21 protein-coding genes are annotated in these 25,589 nt (G+C 70.4%); 13 read left to right on the forward strand and 8 right to left on the reverse strand.

Annotated features, from left to right (window positions below):
• The first annotated feature begins 160 nt into the window (after window positions 1-160).
• The 8 genes from ABZ370_RS21140 (at window position 161) to pgi (ending at window position 10,410) form a co-directional block, all read left to right on the forward strand.
• Window positions 161-3,175 carry a M14 family zinc carboxypeptidase gene (locus ABZ370_RS21140; protein ID WP_358622983.1) on the forward strand — a complete coding sequence of 1,005 codons (3,015 nt, stop codon included), beginning with the start codon at window positions 161-163 and terminating at the stop codon, window positions 3,173-3,175.
• Between the two features lie 174 nt (window positions 3,176-3,349).
• Entirely contained in the window at window positions 3,350-4,354 is a 1,005-nt protein-coding gene (gap, locus tag ABZ370_RS21145) for a type I glyceraldehyde-3-phosphate dehydrogenase (protein WP_358622985.1), read from the forward strand.
• A 108-nt stretch (window positions 4,355-4,462) separates the two neighbouring features.
• Window positions 4,463-5,665 (forward strand): phosphoglycerate kinase, encoded by a 1,203-nt coding sequence (locus ABZ370_RS21150; RefSeq protein ID WP_358622988.1) that lies wholly within the window; start codon window positions 4,463-4,465, stop codon window positions 5,663-5,665.
• 5 nt (window positions 5,666-5,670) lie between these two features.
• The gene (tpiA, locus tag ABZ370_RS21155; protein ID WP_358622991.1) at window positions 5,671-6,447 is read left to right on the forward strand and encodes a triose-phosphate isomerase; all 777 of its coding nucleotides are present in this window, start codon (window positions 5,671-5,673) and stop codon (window positions 6,445-6,447) included.
• A 128-nt stretch (window positions 6,448-6,575) separates the two neighbouring features.
• On the forward strand, window positions 6,576-6,803 hold the full coding sequence (gene secG, locus ABZ370_RS21160) for a preprotein translocase subunit SecG (protein WP_358622994.1): 228 nt from the start codon (window positions 6,576-6,578) through the stop codon (window positions 6,801-6,803).
• 217 nt (window positions 6,804-7,020) lie between these two features.
• On the forward strand, window positions 7,021-7,356 hold the full coding sequence (locus ABZ370_RS21165) for an RNA polymerase-binding protein RbpA (RefSeq protein ID WP_358622997.1): 336 nt from the start codon (window positions 7,021-7,023) through the stop codon (window positions 7,354-7,356).
• A 122-nt stretch (window positions 7,357-7,478) separates the two neighbouring features.
• On the forward strand, window positions 7,479-8,705 hold the full coding sequence (locus tag ABZ370_RS21170; RefSeq protein ID WP_358623000.1) for an MFS transporter: 1,227 nt from the start codon (window positions 7,479-7,481) through the stop codon (window positions 8,703-8,705).
• A gap of 52 nt (window positions 8,706-8,757) precedes the next feature.
• The gene (gene pgi / locus ABZ370_RS21175; protein WP_358623536.1) at window positions 8,758-10,410 is read left to right on the forward strand and encodes a glucose-6-phosphate isomerase; all 1,653 of its coding nucleotides are present in this window, start codon (window positions 8,758-8,760) and stop codon (window positions 10,408-10,410) included.
• Window positions 10,411-10,490: 80 nt separating this feature from the next.
• Here pgi and pgl read toward each other — a convergent pair whose 3' ends face one another.
• The 5 genes from pgl to tkt are packed head-to-tail and all read right to left on the reverse strand — an operon-like array spanning window position 10,491 to window position 17,271.
• Complete coding sequence (pgl, locus tag ABZ370_RS21180) at window positions 10,491-11,273, reverse strand: 6-phosphogluconolactonase (RefSeq protein ID WP_358623003.1); 783 nt, start codon at window positions 11,271-11,273, stop codon at window positions 10,491-10,493.
• Window positions 11,270-12,499 carry a glucose-6-phosphate dehydrogenase assembly protein OpcA gene (gene opcA, locus ABZ370_RS21185; protein ID WP_358623005.1) on the reverse strand — a complete coding sequence of 410 codons (1,230 nt, stop codon included), beginning with the start codon at window positions 12,497-12,499 and terminating at the stop codon, window positions 11,270-11,272. Before opcA ends, pgl begins: the two co-directional genes overlap by 4 nt.
• A complete protein-coding gene (zwf, locus tag ABZ370_RS21190) occupies window positions 12,496-14,022 on the reverse strand; it encodes a glucose-6-phosphate dehydrogenase (RefSeq protein WP_358623008.1) in 1,527 nt (508 codons plus the stop codon). The genes opcA and zwf overlap by 4 nt, the downstream gene beginning before the upstream one ends.
• A gap of 4 nt (window positions 14,023-14,026) precedes the next feature.
• Window positions 14,027-15,145, reverse strand: a complete 1,119-nt coding sequence (gene tal / locus ABZ370_RS21195) for a transaldolase (protein WP_358623011.1) — start codon at window positions 15,143-15,145, stop codon at window positions 14,027-14,029.
• A 47-nt stretch (window positions 15,146-15,192) separates the two neighbouring features.
• On the reverse strand, window positions 15,193-17,271 hold the full coding sequence (gene tkt, locus ABZ370_RS21200; RefSeq protein ID WP_358623014.1) for a transketolase: 2,079 nt from the start codon (window positions 17,269-17,271) through the stop codon (window positions 15,193-15,195).
• Window positions 17,272-17,631: 360 nt separating this feature from the next.
• Between tkt and ABZ370_RS21205 the strand changes: the two genes are divergently transcribed.
• The 3 genes from ABZ370_RS21205 to ABZ370_RS21215 all read left to right on the forward strand — a co-directional run bounded on the left by ABZ370_RS21205 (window position 17,632) and on the right by ABZ370_RS21215 (window position 20,329).
• Complete coding sequence (locus ABZ370_RS21205; RefSeq protein WP_358623017.1) at window positions 17,632-18,597, forward strand: heme o synthase; 966 nt, start codon at window positions 17,632-17,634, stop codon at window positions 18,595-18,597.
• 73 nt (window positions 18,598-18,670) lie between these two features.
• Window positions 18,671-19,006, forward strand: a complete 336-nt coding sequence (locus ABZ370_RS21210; protein ID WP_358623020.1) for a hypothetical protein — start codon at window positions 18,671-18,673, stop codon at window positions 19,004-19,006.
• Between the two features lie 153 nt (window positions 19,007-19,159).
• Complete coding sequence (locus tag ABZ370_RS21215) at window positions 19,160-20,329, forward strand: amidohydrolase (protein ID WP_358623023.1); 1,170 nt, start codon at window positions 19,160-19,162, stop codon at window positions 20,327-20,329.
• Here ABZ370_RS21215 and ABZ370_RS21220 read toward each other — a convergent pair.
• The 3 genes from ABZ370_RS21220 to ABZ370_RS21230 all read right to left on the reverse strand — a co-directional run bounded on the left by ABZ370_RS21220 (window position 20,269) and on the right by ABZ370_RS21230 (window position 23,085).
• Entirely contained in the window at window positions 20,269-21,294 is a 1,026-nt protein-coding gene (locus ABZ370_RS21220) for a COX15/CtaA family protein (RefSeq protein ID WP_358623026.1), read from the reverse strand. The two genes, ABZ370_RS21215 and ABZ370_RS21220, sit on opposite strands and share 61 nt — an antisense overlap.
• Before the next feature lie 85 nt (window positions 21,295-21,379).
• A complete protein-coding gene (locus tag ABZ370_RS21225) occupies window positions 21,380-22,162 on the reverse strand; it encodes an ABC transporter permease (RefSeq protein ID WP_358623029.1) in 783 nt (260 codons plus the stop codon).
• Window positions 22,159-23,085, reverse strand: coding sequence for an ABC transporter ATP-binding protein (locus tag ABZ370_RS21230; protein WP_358623031.1), 927 nt, complete (start codon window positions 23,083-23,085; stop codon window positions 22,159-22,161). Before ABZ370_RS21230 ends, ABZ370_RS21225 begins: the two co-directional genes overlap by 4 nt.
• A gap of 206 nt (window positions 23,086-23,291) precedes the next feature.
• On the opposite strand from ABZ370_RS21230, the gene ABZ370_RS21235 reads away from it, so the two are divergent.
• Window positions 23,292-24,125 carry an ArsR family transcriptional regulator gene (locus tag ABZ370_RS21235; RefSeq protein WP_358623038.1) on the forward strand — a complete coding sequence of 278 codons (834 nt, stop codon included), beginning with the start codon at window positions 23,292-23,294 and terminating at the stop codon, window positions 24,123-24,125.
• The gene (gene sufB / locus ABZ370_RS21240) at window positions 24,122-25,543 is read left to right on the forward strand and encodes a Fe-S cluster assembly protein SufB (RefSeq protein WP_358623040.1); all 1,422 of its coding nucleotides are present in this window, start codon (window positions 24,122-24,124) and stop codon (window positions 25,541-25,543) included. The genes ABZ370_RS21235 and sufB overlap by 4 nt, the downstream gene beginning before the upstream one ends.
• Window positions 25,544-25,589 lie beyond the last annotated feature (46 nt).

The raw sequence follows: 25,589 nt of genomic DNA on the forward strand, positions 1-25,589 counted from the left end.
GCGGACCCGGGGGCGCGGTGCGTCCGATGGGGTGCCCCGGCGGATCGGATGGTCACACCATCAGATCATCGTCCGCGAGCCGCTGTTGACATGGGCATGGGCCGATAAGAGGCTTATGCGTCTGTGCACCCACACGTCGGAACGACAGTCAGGGGGGCTCATGAAGACACGCGAGGCCGGACGGAGACGCTCGGCGCGCCACAGACGTACGGCGAGATCGATCGGCTCGGCCGCGGCACTGGCTTCCTTACTCCTTACAGGACTGGCCGCCACACCCGCGGCCCACGCACAGCCCGCGGCCGACGCGCAACCCGCCGACACCGCGGACGAGTCGCTGTCCGTATGGACCGCCCAGGTCACCAGGGCCCAGCTCCCGCTGCTGCGGAGGGCGGGCGCGGACGGGACGGAACTCGGCACGCAGGTGCCCGAGAAGGGCGCCGGACCGGTTGAGCTGTATCTGACCGGTACCCAGGCCGCCGCACTGCGCGGCCGGGGCGTGGCGCTCACCGAGAAGAAGCTCTCCCAGCGGACCCTGAACCGCGTCGAGGCCGCGGGCGACGGCGTCTTCCGCCCGTACAGCGGCGACGGAGGGCTTCAGCAGGAGATCGTCGAGACCGGCCGGGCCCATCCCGGTCTCACCAAGGTGGTCAGCATCGGCAAGACCACCCAGGGCAAGGACATCCTCGCGCTCAAGCTCACCAAGGGCGCCGCGAAGAGCCGCGACGGCAGCAAGCCGTCGGTGCTGTACATGTCCAACCAGCACGCCCGTGAGTGGATCACCCCGGAGATGACCCGGCGGCTGATGCACTACTACCTGGACGGCTACGGCAAGGACGACCGCGTCACCGACATCGTCGACCGCACCGAACTGTGGTTCGTGCTCTCCGCCAACCCGGACGGGTACGACTACACCCACCAGAAGCCCGAGAACCGGCAGTGGCGCAAGAACCTGCGGGACAACAACGGCGACGGCAAGATCACCTCCGGCGACGGCGTCGACCCCAACCGCAACTTCCCCTACAAGTGGGGCTACGACAACGAGGGGTCGTCCGCCGACCCGGCCGACGAGACCTACCGCGGCCCCGCCCCCGGCTCCGAACCCGAGACCAAGGCGCTGGACCGCTTCCAGAAGCGCATCGGGTTCACCTACGGCATCAACTACCACTCGGCCGCCGAACTGCTGCTCTACGGCGTCGGCTGGCAGGTCGCCACCCCGACCCCCGACGACGTGCTCAACAAGTCGCTCGCCGGTACGCCCGAGCACTCCGCGATCCCCGGCTACCACCCGCAGGTGTCCTCGGAGCTGTACACCACCAACGGCGAGGCCGACGGCCACGCGGCCAACGTCAACGGGATGATGATGTTCACCCCGGAGATGTCGACCTGTCAGACCGCCTCGAACATCGACCCCGACGACGCCTGGCAGCCGCGCGACTGCGCCTCCGTCTTCACCTTCCCGGACGACGAGAAGCTGATCCAGCAGGAGTTCGCCAAGAACATCCCCTTCGCGCTCTCCGTCGCCGAGACCGCCGAGCACCCCGACCAGCCGTCGTCGTCGGTCGGTATGACCGCGCCCGACTTCACCCCGGACGCCTTCACCACCTCCTACGCCCGCGGCGGTTCCCAGGACGTCGCCGTCACCGTCCGCAAGAGCGTCCGCGACAAGACGCTCGCCTACCGGGTGAACGGCGGACGCGCCCACACCGCGTCCCTGCGGCCCTGGAAGGGCGGCGAGACGTACGGGGGCGAGGACAACATCCGCTTCGACCAGTACCGGGCCGCCGTCAGGGGAGCGGACCCCGGCGACACGGTGAAGGTCTGGTTCACCGGCCGGACGAAGGGCGGCGAGCGGACCGCGAGCGAGCCGTTCACCTACACCGTCGCCGAGCGGCCCCGCGCCGACACCCTGGTGATCGCCGAGGAGGGCGGCGGCTCCCCGGCCCGGCACACCGCCGCGTACACCGGCGCGCTCGCCGCGAACGGCGTCAGGGCGGCCGTCTGGGATGTCGCGACCAGGGGAGCGCCGTCCGCGCTCGGGGTGCTCGGCCACTTCAGGACGGTGCTCTGGTACACCGGCGCGGAGAAGCCCGGCGGGGCCACCCTGCTGGCGGTGCGCGACTTCCTCAACGAGGGCGGCAAGCTGATCACCACCGGTGAGCAGGCGGGCGGCAGCTCCGTGGTGGGCCCGGCCGACACCGACGACTTCAGCCAGTACTACCTGGGAGCCGACGGCCGTCTCACCGTGAAGTCACCGCCCGTGTACGAGGGCGCCGGGGCGCTCGACGGCGCCTCCGCGGCGCTCGGCGACGCACCCGGCAACCCCCTGGACGCCGCGGGCGCGTACACCGTCACCTCCGACGTACTGCCGCCCAAGGACTTCCCGTGGTTCCAGAGCGCGGGCGCGGGCGCGTACTCCGGCGCACGCACCCCGTACCAGCCCTATGAGGGCGACTGGATGGCCGCCGCCGCCCACCGCAACAGCTCCTGGATGCGGCTGTCCCGCACCGTCGACCTGACCGGGGTGAGCGCCGGGGACAAGCCGAGCCTGAACTTCCGGCTCAGCTACGACACCGAACCCGGATACGACCATGTGATCGCCGAGGCGCACACCGCGGGCGCGGACGACTGGACCACGCTGCCGGACGCGAACGGCGGCAGCTCCGGCCAGGTCCCGGCCGAATGCGAGGCGGGCTTCCTGCTGACCACCCACCCGTTCCTCAAGCACTACCTGACCGCCGGTGACGACGGCTGCCGCGCCCAGGGCGGCACGGGTGCCTGGAACAGCTTCACGGGCTCCTCCGACGGCTGGCAGCCGGTCTCCCTGGACCTGAGCCGCTACGCGGGCGAGAAGGTCGAACTGGCCCTCTCGTACGTCACCGATTCGGGTTCCGGCGGGCGCGGCGCGTTCGTCGACAGCACCGCGCTCGTCACCGGCGGCGACACGCGGGACGCCGAGGGCTTCGAGACGGCGCTCGGGCCCTGGTCGGTGCCGGGCGCGCCGGAGGGCAGCCCCGTGAACACGGCGGACTGGACGCGCTCGAAGGAGCTGTTCCGCACCGCCGCCGCGGTCACCACGCGGGACACCGTGCTGATCGGCTTCGGCCTCGAACACGTCCGGGACGACGCCCAGCGGGCGAAGCTCATGGGGAGCGCGCTCCGTGCGCTGCGCCGTTGACAGAGTGTGACGAATCGTGACTGAATCGGTGGCCCATGCCCCTTTCCGGGGGTGTTGGGCCACCGACGCCAATGTCACGCACGTTACGTGATAGCGGTAGGGTCGGAGGCGGTCGGGGACATCCCATACAGCTCGCCGGCGTCCAGACCGGCACACCAACGAGGAGATCGGTTCGTGACGATCCGCGTAGGCATCAACGGCTTTGGCCGCATCGGTCGCAATTACTTCCGCGCGCTCCTGGAGCAGGGCGCGGACATCGAGATCGTCGGTGTCAACGACCTGACCGACAATGCCACCCTGGTGCACCTGCTCAAGTACGACACCATCCTCGGACGGCTGAAGCAGGACGTCAGCCACACCGAGGACACCATCACGGTCGGCAACCAGACTTTCAAGACGATGGCCGAGCGCGACCCGGCCGCCCTTCCGTGGGGAGAGCTGGGGGCCGACATTGTCGTCGAGTCCACCGGCATCTTCACCAAGCGTGACGACGCGGCCAAGCACCTGGCCGCCGGCGCCAAGAAGGTCCTGATCTCCGCGCCCGCCAAGGACGAGGACATCACGATCGTGATGGGCGTCAACAACGACAAGTACGACGCGGCCAAGCACCACGTCATCTCCAACGCCTCCTGCACCACCAACTGTGTGGCACCGATGGCCAAGGTCCTCGACGAGAACTTCGGCATCGTCAAGGGCATGATGACGACGGTCCACGCGTACACCAACGACCAGCAGATCCTGGACTTCCCGCACAAGGACCTGCGCCGCGCCCGCGCCGCCGCGGAGAACATCATCCCGACCTCCACCGGTGCCGCCAAGGCCACCGCGCTGGTCCTGCCGCAGCTCAAGGGCAAGCTGGACGGCATCGCGATGCGCGTCCCGGTGCCGACCGGCTCGGTCACCGACCTGGTCCTGGAGCTGGACCGCGAGGTCACCAAGGACGAGATCAACACCGCCTTCCAGAAGGCCGCCGAGGGCCAGCTCAAGGGCGTCCTGGAGTACACCGAGGACGCGATCGTCTCCTCGGACATCGTCAACTGGCCGGCCTCCTGCACCTTCGACTCCTCCCTGACCATGGTCCAGGGCGCGCAGGTCAAGGTCGTCGGCTGGTACGACAACGAGTGGGGTTACTCCAACCGTCTCGTCGACCTGACCGTCTACGTCGGCGGCCGGCTCTGACCCTGCCGGGATGAGCCAGGAACGGGGCCCGCTACGGCACATGTCGTAACGGGCCCCGTGCCATGAGCCCCGTGCCATGGGTTCGTGCCATGAACAAGGAGTCACTCTGTGAAGACGATTGACGATCTGCGGGTCGACGGGCAGCGGGTCTTCGTCCGCGCCGACCTGAACGTTCCGCTCGACGGCGGGACGATCACCGACGACGGCCGTATCCGCGCCGCCGTGCCGACCATCTCCGCGCTCCTGGAGCGGGGCGCCAAGGTGGTCGTCGCCTCGCACCTCGGCCGCCCCAAGGGCGCGCCCGACCCGCAGTTCTCGCTGGCCCCGGTCGCCCGGCGGCTCGGTGAACTCCTCGGCAAGCAGGTCGCGTTCGCGACCGACACCGTGGACGACAGCGCCCGGGACACCGTCGCGGGGCTCGCGGCGGGCGAGGTCGCGCTGCTGGAGAACCTGCGCTTCAACGCCGGTGAGACGGCCAAGGACGACGCCCAGCGCGGCGCGTTCGCCGACCGGCTCGCAGCCCTCGCCGACCTCTACGTCAGCGACGGCTTTGGCGCGGTGCACCGCAAGCACGCCTCCGTGTTCGACCTCCCGGCGCGGCTGCCGCACGCCGCGGGCGGTCTGATCGCCACCGAGGTCGACGTCCTCAAGAAGCTCACCGAGGACGTCCAGCGGCCGTACGCGGTGGTCCTCGGCGGCGCCAAGGTCTCCGACAAGCTCGGCGTCATCGACCATCTGCTGGAGAAGGCCGACCGCATCCTGATCGGCGGCGGCATGGCGTACACCTTCCTCAAGGCCCAGGGCCACGAGGTCGGCAAGTCGCTGCTCCAGGAGGACCAGGTCCCGGTCGTCCAGGGCTATCTGCGGCGGGCGGCGGAGCGCGGCGTGGAGTTCGTGCTGCCCGTCGACGTCCTCGCGGCGGACGGGTTCCCGGACCTCAGGACCAAGGCCCCGGCGCATCCGCAGGTCGTCCCCGCGGATGCCATTCCGGCCGACCTGGAGGGGCTGGACATCGGTCCGGACACCCGCAAGCTGTACGCCTCGAAGCTCGCCGACACGGCCACCGTCTTCTGGAACGGCCCGATGGGCGTCTTCGAGCACCCCGACTACGCCGACGGCACCAAGGCCGTGGCCCAGGCACTTCTCGACAGCCCCGCCTTCACGGTGGTCGGCGGCGGCGACTCCGCCGCGGCCGTCCGCATCCTGGGCTTCGACGAAACCGCTTTCGGCCATATCTCGACCGGCGGCGGTGCAAGCCTCGAATACCTCGAGGGCAAGACGCTCCCCGGCCTCGCCGCACTGGAGGACTGAACACCGTGAGTGACCGCACCCCGCTGATGGCGGGCAACTGGAAGATGAACCTCAACCACCTCGAGGCCATCGCCCACACCCAGAAGCTCGCCTTCGCGCTCGCCGACAAGGACTACGAGGCCGTCGAGGTCGCGGTTCTGCCGCCCTTCACCGATCTGCGGTCTGTGCAGACCCTGGTCGACGGCGACAAGCTGAAGATCAAGTACGGCGCCCAGGACATCTCCGCGCACGACTCCGGCGCGTACACCGGCGAGATCTCCGGTCCGATGCTCTCCAAGCTGAAGTGCACCTACGTGACCATCGGCCACTCGGAGCGCCGCCAGTACCACGCCGAGACCGACGAGATCTGCAACGGCAAGGTGAAGGCCGCCTTCCGGAACGACCTCACCCCCATCCTGTGCGTGGGCGAGGGCCTGGACGTCCGCAAGGCGGGCAACCAGGTCGCGCACACCCTCGCGCAGCTGGACGGCGCCCTCAAGGACGTCCCGGCCGAGCAGGCCGAGACGATCGTGATCGCGTACGAGCCGGTCTGGGCGATCGGCACCGGCGAGGTCGCCACCCCCGAGGACGCCCAGGAGGTCTGCGGGGCCATCCGCGGCCGGCTGGCCGAGCTGTACGGCCAGGAGCTGGCCGACAAGGTCCGCATCCAGTACGGCGGCTCGGTGAAGTCCGGGAACGTCGCGGCGATCATGGCGCAGCCGGACGTGGACGGCGCCCTGATCGGCGGCGCCGCGCTGGACGCCGACGAATTCGTCAAGATCGTTCGTTTCCGCGACCAGTGAGTAGGCCCTGAGTCGGGCCTCGTCGTACTCTGTCGGGGGTCGTGGTGGCGCATTTCGCGCCTCCCGGCCCCCGTCTCCCGTAACAAACCGTCCGTAACGAGCCCGAGAGAGTTGGTCCAGCCGTGATCATGGGGTTTTCGATCGCCCTCATCATCTTGAGCCTTTTGTTGATGATGCTGGTGCTCATGCACAAGGGGAAGGGCGGGGGTCTGTCCGACATGTTCGGTGGCGGAATGCAGTCCTCCGTCGGTGGCTCGTCGGTCGCTGAGCGCAACCTGGACCGCATCACCATCGTGGTCGCGCTGCTGTGGTTCGTCATCATCGTCGTGCTCGGATTGCTGATGAAGCTCGACTGACGTTCGACCGAAGCGCCATCGAGGCCCGATTCCGGCCCGATAACTGACGTACCGTCGTCAGTGCGGCCGATTCGCGGCCTATCATGGGGGTGGCGTCCTCAAGGGCGGGTGTAACTCCTCCCGATGGACGCGCGTTGGGCCTTTCGTAGTCTGGGGCGCCGGGCAGCGGGGCCGCCATTCGATGCTTCGCGGCACCATCACGCAGGGAGTTACGACCGTGGCAAGTGGCAACGCGATCCGTGGAAGTCGGGTCGGAGCGGGGCCGATGGGAGAAGCCGAGCGAGGCGAATCGGCGCCGCGCCTGCGCATCTCCTTCTGGTGCTCGAACGGGCACGAGACCGTGCCGAGCTTCGCCAGTGACGCGCAGGTTCCGGAAACGTGGGACTGCCCCCGCTGTGGCTTCCCGGCCGGCAAGGACCGGGACAACCCGCCGGACCCGCCCCGTACCGAGCCGTACAAGACCCACCTCGCCTATGTGCGGGAGCGGCGAAGCGATGCCGACGGCGAGGCGATCCTCGCCGAGGCGCTCGCCAAGCTCCGCGGCGAGATCTGAGCAGAGGCCCGGCCCCCCAGCGACAGCGCGTAACGACGGCCCGGCCGCGCACCCCTGACGGGGGTGCCCGGCCGGGCCGTTGTCGTGGGCCCGTTGTCAGTGCCGCGGTCTACGGTCGTCACATGCTGATGCGCAAGGGTGGGGAACAGGCGGCGGTGCCCGCCTGGCGCGGGGGATTCGGGCGGCTGTGGGCCGCCGCGGTGATCTCCCGCTTCGGGGACGCGTTACGCGGCGCGGCGCTGCCCTTGCTGGCGGTGTCGCTGACCGATTCACCGGTGCTGGTGACGCTCGTGACGGCATGCGGCTACCTGCCCTGGCTGCTGTTCGGCCTGCTCGGCGGGGCCATCGCCGACCGGGTGGATCAACGGCGGGCGATGTGGGTGGTGGACGGGCTGCGGGCCGTGCTGATGGGCGGATTCGCCGTCGCCGTCTGGCTGGGGCATGCCACGATCGGGCTGCTGCTCGCGCTCGCCTTCGCCCTCACGACCCTGCAGACCCTGTTCGACAACGCGGCCACTGCCCTGCTGCCGTCCGTGGTGGAGCGGGAGGCACTGAGCCGGGCCAACGCCCGGCTGATGACCGGGCAGGAGGTCATGGGCCGTTTCGTGGGAGCCCCGCTGGTGCCCGTGCTGCTGGGGCTCGGCGTCGCCGTGCCGTACGTGGCGGACGCCGCCACGTATCTCGTCGCCGCGCTGCTCGTCGCCTCGCTCGGGGCGGCCGCCCCGGACCCCGCCCCGCGCCCGTCCGGCGGTTCGATGCGCCGCGACATCGCCGAGGGCATCGGTGTGCTGTGGCGGGACCGGCTGCTGCGGGGGCTGTGCGTCTCCACCACGCTGTGCAACATCGGTATCGGCGCGCTCATCGCCACCCTGGTGCTCCATGTGACCGGCTGGCTGAACGCCGGGGACACCGGGTTCGCGGCGGTCATCACGGTGTACGGGATCGGCAGTGTGTCCGGGGGACTGGTGGCCGCACGGGTCGGCGAGTGGCTGGGGGAGTACCGTGCGCTGCTGCTGTGCGGAGCCGTGCAGACCGCTGCCCTGGTCGCGCTCGGCACGATACGGAGCCTGGCGGCCGCCGTCGCCGCCATGGGGGTGTTCGCCTTCGCGGGAATCATATGGAACGTCACCGAGGTGACGATGACCCAACGGCGCAGCCCCGCCGACATGCTCGGCCGGGTCAGCTCCGCCTTCCGCACGCTGTCGATCGCGGGCGCCCCGGCCGGTGCGCTGCTCGGCGGGGTGACGGCCGCCGCCTGGGGGCTGAACACCCCCGCCCTGATGTGCGCCGTGCTCATCGCGGGCGGGGTGCTGGCACTTGTTCCCGGAATGCGGTCCGTCATCAATTAGGTTGGTGGACAACGGGGGCCAGGCACCGATGAGAAGTGGGCTGATGTCCGAGATGAACGCAGAAGGCCGCACCAGGCTCGATCAGCTGCCGGAGTGGAACGCGCTGGCCGAGCACCGTAAGGCGCTGGGCGACGCGCATCTGCGCGAGTTGTTCGCGAACGACCCGGAGCGGGCGAGCAGGCTTGCGCTCCAGGTCGGCGATCTTCATGTCGACTACTCCAAGCACCTGGTGACGGACGAGACGCTGCGGTTGCTGCGGGAGCTGGCGCGGGCGACCGGAGTGGCCGGGCTGCGGGACGCGATGTTCCGCGGGGAGAAGATCAACACCACCGAGAACCGCGCGGTGCTCCACACCGCGCTGCGCGCGCCCCGGTCGGCGGTCATCACCGTGGACGGCGAGGACGTCGTCCCCGAGGTGCACGCGGTCCTCACCAAGATGAGCGTGTTCGCCGACCGGATTCGGGCCCGGGACTGGCACGGCCACACCGGCAGGCCCATCAAGAACATCGTCAACATCGGCATCGGCGGCTCCGACCTGGGCCCGGCGATGGCGTACGAGGCGCTGCGCGCCTACACCGACCGCGAGCTGGTGTTCCGCTTCGTCTCCAATGTGGACGGCGCCGATCTCCATGAGGCGGTGCGGGACCTGGACCCGGCGGAGACGCTGTTCATCGTCGCCTCCAAGACCTTCACCACCATCGAGACCATCACCAACGCCGTCTCGGCCCGCGAGTGGCTGCTGAGCGGGCTCGGGGCCGGTGAGGAGGCCGTCGCGAAGCATTTCGTGGCGGTGTCGACCAACGCGGAGAAGGTCGCCGAGTTCGGCATCAACACGGACAACATGTTCGAGTTCTGGGACTGGGTCGGCGGGCGGTATTCGTACGACTCGGCGATCGGCCTCGCCCTGATGGTCGCCATCGGCCCGGACTGCTTCCGCGAGATGCTGGCCGGGTTCCATCTGGTGGACGAGCACTTCGCCACCGCCCCGCCCGAGCAGAACGTGCCGCTGCTGCTCGGCCTGCTGGGCGTCTGGTACGGCGACTTCCACGACGCCCAGGCGCACGCCGTCCTGCCCTACAGCCACTACCTGTCCAAGTTCACCGCCTACCTCCAGCAGCTGGACATGGAGTCCAACGGCAAGTCGGTGGACCGGGAGGGCAGGCCGGTCGACTGGCAGACCGGCCCGGTGGTCTGGGGCACCCCCGGCACCAACGGCCAGCACGCCTACTACCAGCTGCTCCACCAGGGCACCAAGCTGATCCCGGCCGATCTGATCGGCTTCGCCAAGCCGGTGGAGGACCTGCGGCCCGCGCTGGTCGCGCAGCACGATCTGCTGATGGCCAACCTCTTCGCGCAGGGGCAGGCGCTGGCCTTCGGCAAGACGCCGGAAGAGGTCGCCGCCGAGGGCGTGCCGCCGGAGCTGGTGCCGCACAAGACCTTCCAGGGCAACCGCCCCACCACCACCATCCTGGCCGCCGAGCTGAGCCCGTCCGTGCTCGGCCAGCTGGTCGCGCTCTATGAGCACAAGGTGTTCGTCCAGGGCGCCATCTGGAACATCGACTCCTTCGACCAGTGGGGCGTCGAGCTGGGCAAGGTGCTCGCCAAGCGGGTCGAGCCCGCGCTGACCGAGGGCGCCGAGGTGCCGGGGCTCGACGCCTCCACGGCCCGTCTCGTCGCCACGTACCGCTCGCTGCGCGGCCGCTGAGGCAGGCCCGGAACAGGCCCCGAACAGCAGCGATCCCCCGTGCGCTCGCAGGCGCACGGGGGATCGGCTGTTCGGAACGCTTACGGCGAGGCCGGGGGGTACAGCTCGCGCGGCAGACCGCTCGCCGCCGCCCGGTCCAGCAGCCACAGAGTGCGGCCGCGGCCGTACGCACCGGCCGCCGGGGCCTGGATCTCCCCGGCGCCCGACAGGGCGATGGTCACCGCCTTCGCCTTGTCCTCACCGGCGGCCAGCAGCCACACCTCCCGCGCCGCGCGGATCGCGGGCAGGGTCAGCGAGACCCGGGTGGGCGGCGGCTTGGGCGCACCGCGCACCGCGACCACCGTCCGCTCGGTCTCCCGGACGGCGGGCAGCTCAGGGAAGAGCGAGGCCACATGGGTGTCCGGCCCGACGCCCAGCAGCAGCACATCGAAGGTCGGTGCCGCGCCGTGGTTCTCCGGCCGCGCGGCGCGGCCCAGCTCGATGCCGTACGCCTCCGCGGCGGCCTCCACATCGCCGCCGTACGGACCGTCGGACGCGGGCATCGGGTGCACCCGCGCCGGGTCCAGCTCCACCGCGTCCAGCAGCGCCTCCCGGGCCTGGGTGACGTTGCGGTCCGGGTGGCCGTCCGGCAGGAACCGCTCGTCGCCCCACCACAGGTCCAGCCGCGACCAGTCCACCGCGTCGCGCGCGGGGGACGTGGCGAGGGCGGCCAGCAGACCGTTGCCGTTGCGCCCGCCGGTCAGGACGACGGAGGCGGAGCCCCGGGCGGCCTGGGCGTCCACGATCTTTGTGATCAGCCGGGCCGCGGCCGCCTGGGCCATCAGCTCCTTGTCGCGGTGGACGACGACCTGCGGGGCGGTCACTTCTCTCCCTTTCCGTTGCCCTTTCCCTCGGCCTTCCCGCCCGGCTTCAGATCCGAGGGCTTCGGAGCCTGAGGGGCCGCCGGGGCCGCCGGGGCGGAAGGGGGCGCGGGGGTCGCCGGAGGGGCCGGGGCCTGCGGCGGGGCGGGGGTGTTCGTCGGGGACGGAGCCGTACCCGGGTCGCGCGTCGGCAGCGGCGGCCGGGGCGGAGCCGGCGGCCCGGACCGCTCGGCGGTCGCGGTACCGCCACCGGCAGCCGCGGCCGAGGTCCCGGCGGGCGCCGGGTCGTGCCGGTCCGCACCGCCGCCGTTCAGCTTGCTCACGCCGAACTTCACCGAGATCGCGTACATCTCGTCCGGGTCGAGCCGGCGCAGCTCCTCGGCGATCAGCTCCGACATCTCCCGCCGCTGCAGCGCGACGTGCCGGTCCGGCTGGCCCGGCATCGCCAGCTCGGCCAGCGCACCGTCCGCCCGGTCCAGGCAGATCACGCCGTCGGCCGTCTCCAGCCGCACCGCGGTCAGCCCGGGGCCCTCGGAGATCTCCCGGTCGACCGGGACCCGCAGCCGCTCGGCGAGCCACAGCGCGAGCAGCTCGCTGCTCGGGTTGTACGCCTCGCCCTCCACGACCGCGGAGGTGATCTTCGAGTGCTTCTGGTCCAGCGCGGCCGCCAGCACACTGCGCCACGGGGTGATCCGGGTCCACGCCAGGTCGGTGTCGCCCGGGGTGTACGTCTCGGCCCGCAGGCCCAGCGTCGCGACCGGGTCCTCGGTGGCCTGGGCGTCGGTGATACGGCGCTGGGCCAGCTGTCCCAGCAGGTCCTCGGCGGGGTTCTCCGGGGCGTCCTCGGGCCACCACACCACGACCGGGGCGTCCGGCAGCAGCAGCGGCAGGACAACCGAGTAGGCGTGGTTGGCCAGTTCGCCGTGCATCCGCAGCAGGACCGTCTCACCGGTGCCGGTCTCGCCGCCGACCCGCACCTCGGCGTCCATCCGGGCCATCTTGCGGTCGCGCGGCGAGCGGCCGGGCCGCTTGATGACGACCAGGATGCGCGAGGGGTGCTCCTTGGACGCCTCGCTCGCGGCCCGCAGCGCGTCATAGTGGTTGCCCTCGTCGGTGACGATGACGAGGGTGAGCACCATGCCCACGGCCGGGGTGCCGGTGGCCCGGCGCGCCTGGACCAGAGCGGAGTTGATCCGGCTGGACGTGGTGTCCGTGAGATCGATGTTCATGGCCGCCGCCAACTCCGTCCGTCTCGTGCGAGCATCTCGTCCGCGGCCTTCGGCCCCCAGGTTCCGGCCGTGTACTGCTCGGGCTTCCCGTGCTTCTCCCAGTACGCCTCGACGGGGTCGAGGATTCGCCAGGACTCCTCCACCTCCTGGTGGCGCGGGAAGAGGTTCGCGTCGCCCAGCAGGACGTCGAGCAGCAGTCGCTCGTACGCCTCGGGGCTGGACTCGGTGAAGGACTCGCCGTACTGGAAGTCCATCGTCACATCGCGGATCTCCATGGAGGTGCCGGGCACCTTGGAGCCGAACCGGATGGTGACGCCCTCGTCCGGCTGCACCCGGATGACCAGGGCGTTCTGCCCCAGTTCCTGGGTGTCGGTGGCGTCGAAGGGGGAGTGCGGGGCGCGCTGGAAGACGACGGCGATCTCGGTGACCCGGCGCCCCAGCCGCTTGCCGGTGCGCAGGTAGAACGGGACGCCCGCCCAGCGGCGGTTGTCGATCTCCAGCTTGACCGCGGCGTAGGTGTCGGTATTCGACTGCGAGTCGATGCCGTCCTCTTCGAGGTAGCCGCGCACCTCCTCGCCGCCCTGCCAGCCGTGCGCGTACTGGCCGCGCACGGTGTGCTTGCCCAGTTCGCGCGGCAGCTTGACGGCGGTGAGCACCTTCAGCTTCTCGGTGACCAGCGCCTTGGCGCCGAAGGAGGCGGGCTCCTCCATGGCGGTCAGGGCGAGCAGCTGGAGCAGGTGGTTCTGGATGACGTCCCGGGCGGCGCCGATGCCGTCGTAGTACCCGGCGCGGCCGCCGATGCCGATGTCCTCGGCCATGGTGATCTGCACATGGTCGACATACGAACGGTTCCACAGCGGCTCGAACATGGTGTTGGCGAAGCGCAGTGCCAGGATGTTCTGAACCGTCTCCTTGCCCAGGTAGTGGTCGATCCGGAAGACGTCGCTGGGCCGGAAGACCTCGTGGACGACCTGGTTCAGCTCCTGGGCGCTCTTCAGGTCGTGGCCGAAGGGCTTCTCGATGACGGCGCGCCGCCAGGAGTGGTCCTGCCCGTCGGACAGCCCGTGCTTCTTGAGCTGCTGCACCACGTTGGGGAAGAACTTGGGCGGCACGGAGAGGTAGAAGGCGAAGTTGCCGCCGGTGCCGCGGGCCTTGTCCAGCTCTTCTATCGTCGCCTTCAGCTTCACGAACGCGTCGTCGTCGGAGAACTCCCCGGGTACGAAACGGAATCCCTCGGCGAGCTGCTGCCAGACCTCTTCGCGGAACGGGGTCCGCGCGTGTTCCTTCACCGCGTCGTGGACGACCTGGGCGAAGTCCTCGTTCTCCCAGTCGCGCCGGGCGAAGCCGACGAGCGAGAAGCCCGGCGGCAGCAGACCGCGGTTGGCCAAGTCGTAGATGGCCGGCATCAGCTTCTTGCGGGACAAGTCGCCCGTGACACCGAAGATGACCAGGCCGGACGGCCCCGCGATACGCGGGAGCCGCCGGTCCTTCGGGTCACGCAGCGGATTGCTGCTGGTGGTCAAGGTTTCACGCCTCCGACGGTGCGAGGCGGTTCAGCTCCGCCTCAGTGGACTTCAGCAGGTCGTTCCAGGCCGACTCGAACTTCTCGACGCCCTCGTCCTCCAGAAGCTGTACGACCTCGTCGTACGAGACACCGATCGAGGCCAGCGCCTCGATGTCGGCCTTGGCCTGCTCGTAGCCGCCGGCCACGGTGTTGCCCTTGATCTCGCCGTGGTCGGCGACCGCTTCGAGGGTGGCTTCCGGCATGGTGTTGACGGTGGCCGGGGCGACCAGGTCGTCGACGTACATCGTGTCCTTGTAGGCCGGGTCCTTGACGCCGGTCGAGGCCCACAGCGGGCGCTGCTTGTTGGCGTTCCCCCGGTCCAGGACGTCCCAGCGCTCGGAGCCGAAGACCTCCTCGTACGCCTGGAAGGCGAGCCGGGCGTTGGCCAGGGCGGCCTTGCCGCGCAGCGCCTTGGCCTCGTCGGAGCCGAGCTTGTCGATGCGCTTGTCGATCTCGGTGTCCACGCGGGACACGAAGAAGGACGCCACCGAGTGGATCTTGGAGAGGTCGAGACCGGCCGCCTTGGCCTTCTCCAGACCGGCCAGGTAGGCGTCCATGACCGCGCGGTAGCGCTCCAGGGAGAAGATCAGCGTGACGTTGACGCTGATGCCCAGGCCGATCACCTCGGTGATCGCCGGAAGTCCCGCCTTGGTGGCCGGGATCTTGATGAAGGTGTTCGGGCGGTCCACCAGCCAGGCCAGCTGCTTGGCCTCGGCGATGGTGGCGGCCGTGTTGTGGGCCAGCCGCGGGTCGACCTCGATGGAGACCCGGCCGTCCTGGCCGCCGGTCGCGTCGTGGACCGGGCGCAGGATGTCGGCCGCGTCCCGGACGTCCGCGGTGGTGATCATCCGGACGGCTTCCTCGACGGTGACCTTGCGGGCCGCGAGGTCGGCGAGCTGCTGCTCGTAACCGTCGCCGCCGGAGATCGCCTTCTGGAAGATCGACGGGTTGGTGGTGACGCCGACGACATGCTGCTGGTCGATCAGCTCGGCGAGGTTGCCGGAGGTGATCCGCTTCCGGGAGAGGTCGTCGAGCCAGATCGCGACGCCTTCGTCGGCCAGCCGCTTGAGTGCGTCTGTCATGGGGTGTGTCTCCTGTTGCTCGTCGCTGTTCAAGTCGGATGCGGGCGTCACTGCCCGGCGGCGTCCAGGGACTCGCGGGCGGCGGTGACCACGGAGTCGGCGGTCAGGCCGAACTCCCGGTAGAGCACCTTGTAGTCGGCGGAGGCGCCGAAGTGCTCCAGCGAGACGATGCGGCCGGCATCCCCGACGTAGCGGTACCACGTGAGGCCGATACCGGCCTCGACGGCCACGCGTGCCTTCACGGACGGCGGCAGCACGCTGTCGCGGTACCCCTTGTCCTGCTCCTCGAACCACTCGATCGAGGGCATTGATACGACGCGGGTCGGCACCTCGGCCGCCTGCAGTTGCTCACGCGCCTCGACGGCGAGCTGGACCTCGGAGCCGGTGCCGATCAGGATCACCTGGGGCTGGCCGCCCTCGGCCTCGAACAGGACGTAACCGCCCTTGGCGGCGTTCTCGTCGGCCTCGTACGTCGGCACGTTCTGCCGGGTGAGAGCGAGGCCGTGCGGGGCCGGGTTGTCGCTGTGGCGGCGGGTGATCTCGCGCCAGGCGATGGCGGTCTCGTTGGCGTCGGCCGGGCGCACGATGTTCAGGCCCGGGATGGCGCGCAGCACGGACAGGTGCTCGACCGGCTGGTGGGTCGGGCCGTCCTCGCCGAGGCCGATGGAGTCGTGCGTCCACACGTAGGTGACCGGCAGCTTCATCAGCGCGGCCAGCCGCACGGCCGGGCGCATGTAGTCGGAGAAGACCAGGAACGTGCCGCCGTAGACACGGGTGTTGCCGTGCAGCGCGATGCCGTTCATGGTCGAGCCCATGGCGTGCTCGCGGATGCCGAAGTGGATCGTCCGCCCGTACGGGTCGGCCTCCGGCAGCGGGTTGTCCTTGGGGAGGAAGGACGACGACGCGTCGATGGTGGTGTTGTTGGAACCGGCGAGGTCGGCCGAGCCGCCCCACAGCTCCGGGAGCACTCCGCCGAGCGCCTTGAGCACCTGGCCGGACGCCTTACGGGTGGCGACGTCCTTGCCCGCCTCGAAGGCCGGCAGCGCGCTCTCCCAGCCCTCCGGCAGCTCACCGGCGGTGATGCGGTCGAACCCGGCGGCGCGGGCGGGGTTGTTGTTCCGCCACTCCTGGAGCTTCTTGTCCCAGGCGGCGTGCGCCTCGCGGCCGCGGTCGACCAGACCGCGGGCGTGGTTGATGACCTCGGTGTCGACCTGGAAGTGCTGCTCGGGGTCGAAGCCCAGGACCCGCTTGGTGGCCGCGACCTCGTCGGCGCCGAGCGCGGAGCCGTGGGAGGCCTCGGTGTTCTGCGCGTTCGGCGCGGGCCAGGCGATGATCGTGCGGGCGGCGATGATCGAGGGGCGCTCGGTCTCGGCCTGCGCCGTCTTGAGCGCCGCGTACAGCTGCTCGATGTCGAAGTCGCCGCTGGCCGACTGCTCGATGCGCTGGACGTGCCAGCCGTACGCCTCGTACCGCTTCAGCACGTCCTCGGACAGCGCGGTGGCGGTGTCGCCCTCGATGGAGATGTGGTTGTCGTCGTACAGGGCGACGATGCTGCCCAGCTTCTGGTGACCGGCCAGCGAGGACGCCTCGGCGGAGATGCCCTCCTCCAGGTCGCCGTCGGAGACGATCGCCCAGATGGTGTGGTCGAACGGGGAGGCGCCCTCGGGCGCCTCCGGGTCGAACAGCCCGCGCTCGTAGCGGGCGGCCATCGCCATGCCCACCGCGTTCGCGACGCCCTGGCCGAGCGGGCCGGTCGTGGTCTCCACACCGGTGGTGTGGCCGTACTCCGGGTGGCCCGGGGTGAGGCTGCCCCAGGTGCGGAAGGACTTCAGGTCCTCCAGCTCCAGGCCGTAGCCCGCCAGGTAGAGCTGGACGTAGAGAGTCAGGCTGGTGTGCCCCGGGGACAGGACGAACCGGTCGCGGCCGGCCCAGTCCGCGTCGGAGGGGTCGTGCCGCATGAGCTTCTGGAAGAGAAGGTAGGCGGCGGGCGCCAGACTCATGGCCGTGCCAGGGTGGCCGTTACCGACCTTCTGTACGGAGTCCATGGCCAGGACGCGGGCGGTGTCAACGGCCCGCTGGTCCAATTCGGTCCATGCAAGGTCTGTGGTAGTCGGCTTGGTGCTCACCCTGAGTCAGGGCTCCTCTCCACAATGTCGCTGCCCGGTGACCGTGTGCACACCGGCGAGGTCGAGCCTACCCCTGTAAGAACGCTCATCTTTTCGAGTTCCACTCAACGTCCAGGGGAACGAATCTCAAGCTCGCCGCATTCCATCGGAGTTCTCTCCGAGAGCCATGGAATACAGCGTTCCGGCTGTTGTGCGGAGTATCCGCGCAGGTCTTCGGGGGGTGCCGGAGGGGCATCAACACGTGCCGACCCCGGCGGCAGGCGGCGTATCCGCTACGTCTAGAGTGGCGTGGTACGCGCAAGTCTTTACCGGGGTTTCATCTCCGGTGCTTGCTGGTTCTTGCTTCCACCAGGGGTGTGCGTGACGGCCGTCGAATCCCGTCCTGCGGGGGTGCTCGAAACGAGCGAATCGAGCCTCGGGCAGCGGCTTCCCGGCCGCCGTCCGCTCGGGGCCCGGGTCAAGGCGTTCGTGATGCTGACCAAGCCGCGCGTCATCGAATTGCTGCTGATGACCACGGTTCCGGTCATGTTCCTGGCCGCCCAGGGCATCCCGGATCTGTGGCTGGTCCTCGCGACCTGTGTCGGCGGCTATCTGTCCGCCGGTGGCGCCGCCGCGTTCAACATGTACTACGACCGCGACATCGACGCGCTGATGGACCGCACGTCGCAGCGTCCACTGGTCACCGGCATGGTCTCGCCGCGCGAGTGCCTGGTCTTCGCCTTCGCGCTCGCCGCCGGGTCCACGGCCTGGTTCTGGTTTCTGGTCAACCCGCTGTCCTCGATGCTGGCACTCGGTGCGCTGGTCTTCTACGTCGTCGTCTACACGATGTGGCTCAAGCGGCGTACCTCGCAGAACATCGTCTGGGGCGGTATCGCGGGCTGTATGCCGGTGCTCATCGGATGGTCGTCGGTCACCAATGAGGTTTCCTGGGCCGCGGTGATCCTCTTCCTGGTCATCTTCTTCTGGACGCCGCCGCACTACTGGCCGCTGTCGATGAAGGTCAAGGAGGACTACGAGCGGGCGAGCGTGCCGATGCTGCCCGTCATCGCGGGCAACAAGGCCGTCGCCCGGCAGATCGTCCTCTACAGCTGGGCCATGGTCGGCGTCTCGCTGCTGCTGTGGCCACTGGGCTACACCGGCTGGTTCTACCCGATCGTGGCGACCGTGCTGGGCGCGTTCTGGCTCAAGGAGGCGCACGGGCTGCAGGCGCGCGCCCGGGCCGAGGTCACCGGCGGGAAGCTCAAGGAGATGCGGCTGTTCCACTGGTCCATCACCTATGTGTCGCTGCTGTTCGTCGCCGTCGCGGTGGACCCCTTCCTGCGCTGATCCCTCTCCTGTGGTGGCTCTTCCCGCACTGATCCCCTTCCGGCCGTAATTACCGGCGGGTAGCATCGGTGGTATGGCAGATACCACGCAGGCGTCCCCGAAGGACGAGAAGCGGGCCCGGCGGCTGGCCCACCAGATCACGGCCTTCGCCAAGAGCCACGGCGGCAGCGCCGAGGGCCAGCTCGCCCACATCGGCCGGGGCACCGTCCGGGTCGCCCTGGTGGGCGCCAACGGCGAGTGGGGCACCCTCGTCGCCCCCTCCCAGGAGACGGCCCGCCGTGCCGTCGAGATCGCCGGGCTCACGCTCAGGGACGACTTCGACGGCGAGCTCGCGGCGAAGGTCCGCACGGGCCGTTACGAATGGAAGCGGATGGCCGGTATCCAACTGGGCGGACCCCGCAACACCTGAACCGCCCGAGTCCGTTCCGCCGGAACGGCACAATGGGGCGGCGCCCGCATACGGCCGGTCCGCCGGACCCCGACCGACCCACCGACCGGCGACACCTCGTGCGGCATCCGGGCGTTAAGCCCTGCGATGCCGGAGGGCGAGGAGGCGGCGGCGATGGACGAGGCGACGGGTTCCCCGGACACCCTGGGCCCCGCTACCGGCTCGGTGCCCCGGGCCGGGCCGGGCCTCGGGCTGCCGCCGCTGGTCGATCAGCACAGCCACGGCACGGTCCACGGCGAGCTGGGCCTCGGCTCGTTCGAGACGCACCTGGCCACCGCCGCCGGATCGGGCCCGGCCCCGGTGGGGACCACGTACTTCGACAGCTGGACCGGGCTCGCCGTACGCCGCTGGTGCCCGCCGCTGCTGGGCCTGGAGCCGCACTGCACACCCGTGCGCTATCTCGCCCGCCGCCGCGAGCTGGGCGCCTACCGCGCCGCCCGGCTGCTGCTGCGCGGTACGGGCATCGGCACCTTCCTGCTGGAGTCGGGCGCCCCGAGCGACCTCACCTCGGCCGCCGAGCTGGCGGCGGCCGCCGACGGCCGGGCCCATGAGGTCGTACGGCTCGAACCGCTGGCCGAACAGGTCGCGGACACCTCGGGGACGGTCGACGCCTTCATCGGCAACACCGCCGAGGCCCTGTACGCAGCCGCCCAGCACGCCACCGCCTTCGCGCTGGGCATCACCTTCTGCGACGAGACCCCGCCCGACCCGGGCGAGGTGCGGCGCGCGGCGGCCCGGCGGCTCTCCGTGCGCCCGGTGCCGCACCGGGCCGGGCGTACGGCGCGGAACCGGGCGCCGGACCCCGTGCTCGCCCAGCATCTGATGTGGAGCGCCGTGGCGACCGGGCTGCCGGTGCAGCTGCACTGCGGCGATCCGCGGCCGCTCATCGGCTTCCTGCGTGCCACCGCCGGGTTCGGCACCGATCTGGTGCTGCTGCCCGAGCGGCCGCACCACCGCCGCGCGGCCCAGCTCGCCGCGGTGTTCCCGCACGTCTACGCGGACGCGGGACCGTGCCCCGCGGAGACGCTGGGCGAGGCGCCGTTCGGCAAGCTGCTGTTCTCCACCGGCGCCCGAGCGCTGCCGGAGCTGTATGTGACCGCCGCCCGGCTGTTCGGCCGGGCGATGGCCCGGCTGGCGGCCGAGTGGGTCGCCGAGGGCGTCTGTACGGGGGAGGAGGCCCGGCGGATCGCCGGGCTGGTCGCGGCCGGGACGGCGCGCCGGGTCTACCGGCTGGACGCGGCGGGCTCGGGCGCCGGGTCCGGGTCGGCCGGGCTCTCCGGCTGAACGGTCTCGTGGCCGCCGGTGGGGCCGGGGTCCGGGGCGGCGGTGAGCGCGGGGCGCTCGCGCTGTGCGAAGAGCACCCGCAGGACCGCGATCCACACCAGGCAGGACCCGAACATGTGGACGCCGACGATCACCTCGGGCAGGCCCGTGAAGTACTGGACGTACCCGATGAGGCCCTGGAGGAGCAGCACGGCCAGCAGGTCGCGCACCGCGCGGCGCTGGGCCGCCGGGGCCCGCACGGCGCGCAGCGTGAACCACAGGGCGACGGTGAGGCCCAGCACGATGTAGACGAAGTCCACGTGCAGCTGGGTGATCTCCTGCCAGTCCAGCGGAATCCGGTGCACCTCACGGGCGTCACCGGCGTGCGGACCGGAGCCGGTGACCACGGTGCCGAGCAGGATCAGCGTCAGGGTCGCGCCGACCAGCAGCCAGGTCAGCTGGCGCACCGGCCGGGCCACCAGGTCGCGCGGTGCGCCGTCGCCCTCGCGGGAGCGCTGCCAGACCGCCATCGCGACCGTGAGGAGGGCGGTGGCCAGCAGGAAGTGCGAGCTGACGATGTACGGGTTCAGTCCGGTGAGGACGATGACGCCGCCGATGATCGCGTTGCTCATGATCAGCCAGAACTGGGCCCAGCCCAGCCGGGTGACGGAGCGCCGCACCGGCTGCCGGGCCCGGGCGGCGATGATCAGCAGCCCGACGAACGCGCACAGCACGTACGTCAGCATGCGGTTGCCGAACTCGATGGCGCCGTGGATGCCCATGTCGGCGGTGGGCGTCAGGCTCCCCGAGGTGCACTGGGGCCAGGTGTCACAGCCCAGCCCGGACTCGGTCAGCCGGACCGCGCCGCCGGTGATGACGATGACCACGGACATCACCACGGTGGCCAGCGCGGCCCGCTCCACGAAGCGCGCGGAGGGCTGCCAGCGCCGGGCGATCAGCTCGAACGGATTCAGCGAATTCGGCACGGGGTCATCGTAGGACGGAGCTTGTGCAGCTTTTCACGAGGGTCCCCGTTACTCCGGGAAGCCCCTCACGCCGAGCTTCCGCACTTCACTCCCAGCGGAAGAACCGCGCCGCCGCCCCGAGTCCCAGCACCGCCCACACGGCCAGGATGCCGAGGTCCCGCCAGGGCATCCCGGCGCCGTCCTGGAGGACGTCCCGCAGCCCGCCGGAGAGCGCCGAGATCGGCAGCAGCTCCAGTACGCCCCGTACGCCGCCCGGGAACTTGTCCAGCGACACGATCACCCCGCCGCCCACGAGGAGCAGCAGGAAGACGAGGTTGGCGGCGGCCAGGGTCGCCTCGGCTTTGAGGGTGCCCGCCATCAGCAGCCCGAGCCCGGAGAACGCGGCGGTGCCGAGGATCAGCAGCGACGCCACTGCGAGCGGGTTGCCGTGCGGCGACCAGCCCAGCGCGAAGGCGATCGCGGTCAGCAGCACGATCTGGAGGATCTCGGTGACCAGCACCGCGCACGTCTTGGCGGCCATCAGCGCCCACCGGGGCAGCGGGGAGACCGCGAGCCGCTTGAGCACCCCGTACCGCCGCTCGAAACCGGTCGCGATGGCCTGTCCGGTGAAGGCCGTGGAGAGTACGGCGAGCGCGAGCACCCCGGGCGCGAGAAAGTCGACGGCGCTCCCGGCGACGCCGGTGGCGCCCGTATCGATGATGTCGACGCTGCTGAAGAGCACCAGGACGAGGGACGGGATGACGACGGTCAGCAGCAACTGCTCGCCGTTGCGCAGCAGCATCCGGGTCTCCAGCGCGGCCTGCGCGCGGATCATCCGGAGCAGCGGCGCCGCCCCCGGCTTGGGGAGATAGGTGCCTGTGGCGGTCACGCGCGCAGCTCCTTGCCGGTGAGCTCGAGGAAGACGTCCTCCAGGGTGTGCCGCTCGACCGAGATGCGGTCCGGCATCACGCCGTTCTGTGCGCACCAGGAGGTGACGGTGGCCAGCATCTGCGGGTTGACCTTGCCGGTGACCCGGTAGCCGCCGGGGACCAGCTCGGCGGCCGTGCTGTCGACGGGCAGCGCCTTGAGCAGCGAGGCCAGGTCGAGCGCGGGGCGGCCGGTGAAGCGCAGGGTGTTCTCGGCGCCGCCGCGGCACAGCTCCTCGGGGGTGCCGCGGGCGATCACCTTGCCGCCGTCGATGATCGCGACGTGGTCGGCGAGCTGTTCGGCCTCGTCCATGTAGTGGGTGGTCAGGACGACGGTCACGCCGTCGCGGCGCAGATCGCGGACGAGGTCCCAGGTGGCGCGGCGGGCCTGCGGGTCGAGCCCGGCGGTGGGCTCGTCGAGGAAGACCAGCTCGGGGCGGCCGACGACGGCCATGGCGAGCGCGAGCCGCTGCTGCTGGCCGCCGGAGAGCCGCCGGTAGGTCGTACGGCCGCAGGAGCCGAGACCGAGCCGCTCGATGAGCGCGGCGACGTCCAGGGGATGGGCATGGAGGGTGGCGGTGTGGCGCAGCATCTCTTCTGCGCGCGCCCCGGAATAAACCCCTCCGGACTGGAGCATGACGCCCACCCGCGGCCGCACGGCCGCCGCGTCGGCGACCGGGTCGAGGCCGAGTACGCGCACCGTCCCGGCGTCGGCGCGGCGATATCCCTCGCAGGTCTCGACGGTGGTCGTCTTGCCGGCGCCGTTGGGACCGAGGACGGCGCTCACGGTGCCGCGGCCGACGGACAGGTCGAGCCCGTCGACGGCGGTCTTCGAGCCGTACCGTTTGACCAGGCCGACGACGTCGACCGCGGGCTCTTCTCGCATGTCCGGCAGTGTACGAACGACAGGGGGAGCCGTGGGCGGCAGGGCCGGATCGCCTCCCTCGCGAACGGGCCGCCAGGCCCCGTCCGACGAGCACGGCAGCCGTATCGCCGCAGGTCACACTTAGGTACACCTAAGTGACGCACCCCACCGGAAGCGCCTTCCGCTCCCGCTTGTACCTTGCGGAAGAATTACGCAACAATGGCGTTGTGAAATACGCGAGCGAGGCTCCCCAGGGAAGCGCGGCCGAGTCGGCCGCGCGGTCCGGCGTGCCTGCCGTGACCGCTCCCGAGGAGCAGCACGGCACCCGGAACCGGGTTGCCCGCTCGATCCTCGACCACGGCCCGTCCACCGCCGCCGAGCTCGCCCTGCGGCTGGAGCTGACCCAGGCGGCCGTGCGGCGCCACCTCGACACCCTCGTCGCCGACGGCGTCGTCGAGCCCCGCGAGAAGAGGGTCTACGGGGCGCGCGGGCGCGGCCGCCCGGCCAAGATGTTCGCGCTGACGGACTGCGGCCGTGACGCCTTCGACCAGGCCTATGACGATCTCGCCGTCGACGCGCTGCGCTGGATCGAGCAGATCGCGGGCGGCGGAGAGAAGGGCCGGGCCGCCGTCGCGGCGTTCGCCCGCGCCAGGCTCGCCGCCCAGGCCGAGGGGTACCGCGGCGCCGTCGAGGCCGCCGCCCCCGGGCACCGCACCGAAGCCCTCGCGGGCGCCCTGTCCGCGGACGGGTACGCTGCTACGGCGCGCAGCGCGCCGGTCGGCGAACAGCTCTGCCAGCACCACTGCCCGGTCGCCCACGCAGCCGAGCGCTATCCGCAGCTGTGTGAGGCGGAGACCGAGGTCTTCTCCCAGCTGCTCGGGACTCATGTCCAGCGTCTGGCCACCATCGCCCATGGCGACGGGGTGTGCACGACGTTCATTCCGAAGACCGGACACCAGACCGGGGCCGGACAGACCGATACCGCGGTCGAGAAGACCGACCATCGCATTACCAAGACCACCACAGCATCTGCCAGCACGGCCGGGAGGAACCCCGAATGACTCTCCCCACGGAGACCGCTCACCCCGAGCTTGAGGGTCTGGGCAACTACGAGTACGGCTGGGCCGACTCCGACGTGGCCGGTGCCTCGGCCAAGCGCGGCCTCTCCGAGGAGGTCGTACGCGACATCTCGGGGAAGAAGTCCGAGCCGGAGTGGATGCTCAAGCTCCGCCTCAAGGGCCTGAAGCTCTTCGGCAAGAAGCCCATGCCCACCTGGGGCTCGGACCTGACGGGTATCGACTTCGACAACATCAAGTACTTCGTCCGCTCCACCGAGAAGCAGGCCGCCTCCTGGGAGGACCTGCCCGAGGACATCAAGAACACGTACGACAAGCTGGGCATCCCGGAGGCCGAGAAGCAGCGCCTCGTCGCGGGTGTCGCGGCCCAGTACGAGTCCGAGGTCGTCTACCACCAGATCCGTGAGGACCTGGAGGAGCAGGGCGTTCTCTTCCTGGACACCGACACCGCGCTCAAGGAGCACCCGGAGCTCTTCAAGGAGTACTTCGGCACGGTGATCCCGGCGGGTGACAACAAGTTCGCCTCGCTGAACACGGCGGTCTGGTCCGGCGGCTCGTTCATCTACGTGCCCAAGGGCGTCCACGTGGACATCCCGCTCCAGGCGTACTTCCGGATCAACACCGAGAACATGGGCCAGTTCGAGCGGACGCTGATCATCGTCGACGAGGACGCCTACGTCCACTACGTCGAGGGCTGTACCGCGCCGATCTACAAGTCGGACTCGCTGCACTCCGCGGTCGTCGAGATCATCGTGAAGAAGGGCGGCCGCTGCCGCTACACGACCATTCAGAACTGGTCGAACAACGTCTACAACCTGGTCACCAAGCGCGCCGTGGCGTACGAGGGCGCGACCATGGAGTGGGTCGACGGAAACCTCGGCTCCAAGGTCACCATGAAGTACCCGGCCGTCTACCTGATGGGCGAGCACGCCAAGGGCGAGACGCTGTCCATCGCCTTCGCGGGCGAGGGCCAGCACCAGGACGCCGGCGCCAAGATGGTGCACATGGCGCCCCGCACCTCCTCGAACATCGTCTCCAAGTCGGTGGCCCGGGGCGGTGGCCGCACCTCCTACCGCGGTCTGATCGAGATCGGCGAGGGTGCCGAGGGCTCCAAGTCCAACGTGCTGTGCGACGCCCTGCTGGTCGACACCATCTCGCGCTCGGACACCTACCCGTACGTGGACGTCCGCGAGGACGACGTGTCCATGGGGCACGAGGCGACCGTTTCGAAGGTCAGCGATGACCAGCTCTTCTACCTCATGAGCCGCGGCCTGTCCGAGGACGAGGCCATGGCGATGATCGTGCGCGGCTTCGTCGAGCCGATCGCGCGCGAGCTGCCCATGGAGTACGCGCTGGAGCTCAACCGGCTGATCGAGCTGCAGATGGAGGGTTCGGTCGGCTGACGCCACCGCCCTCCCGCCCCGCCATCGGGGCACCCCCGTGTAAGCC

This window comes from Streptomyces sp. NPDC005962, assembly GCF_040629205.1.
Lineage (GTDB): Bacteria > Actinomycetota > Actinomycetes > Streptomycetales > Streptomycetaceae > Streptomyces.

Bases quoted from the DNA above. Each gene is read 5' to 3' on its own strand.
- ABZ370_RS21140 (WP_358622983.1), top strand. From the start codon at position 161: ATGAAGACACGCGAGGCCGGACGGAGACGCTCGGCGCGCCACAGACGT.
- secG (WP_358622994.1), top strand. From the start codon at position 6,576: ATGGGGTTTTCGATCGCCCTCATCATCTTGAGCCTTTTGTTGATGATG.
- ABZ370_RS21170 (WP_358623000.1), top strand. From the start codon at position 7,479: ATGCTGATGCGCAAGGGTGGGGAACAGGCGGCGGTGCCCGCCTGGCGC.
- pgi (WP_358623536.1), top strand. From the start codon at position 8,758: ATGAACGCAGAAGGCCGCACCAGGCTCGATCAGCTGCCGGAGTGGAAC.
- opcA (WP_358623005.1), bottom strand. From the start codon at position 12,499: ATGAACATCGATCTCACGGACACCACGTCCAGCCGGATCAACTCCGCT.
- tal (WP_358623011.1), bottom strand. From the start codon at position 15,145: ATGACAGACGCACTCAAGCGGCTGGCCGACGAAGGCGTCGCGATCTGG.
- ABZ370_RS21210 (WP_358623020.1), top strand. From the start codon at position 18,671: ATGGCAGATACCACGCAGGCGTCCCCGAAGGACGAGAAGCGGGCCCGG.
- ABZ370_RS21215 (WP_358623023.1), top strand. From the start codon at position 19,160: ATGGACGAGGCGACGGGTTCCCCGGACACCCTGGGCCCCGCTACCGGC.
- ABZ370_RS21230 (WP_358623031.1), bottom strand. From the start codon at position 23,085: ATGCGAGAAGAGCCCGCGGTCGACGTCGTCGGCCTGGTCAAACGGTAC.
- sufB (WP_358623040.1), top strand. From the start codon at position 24,122: ATGACTCTCCCCACGGAGACCGCTCACCCCGAGCTTGAGGGTCTGGGC.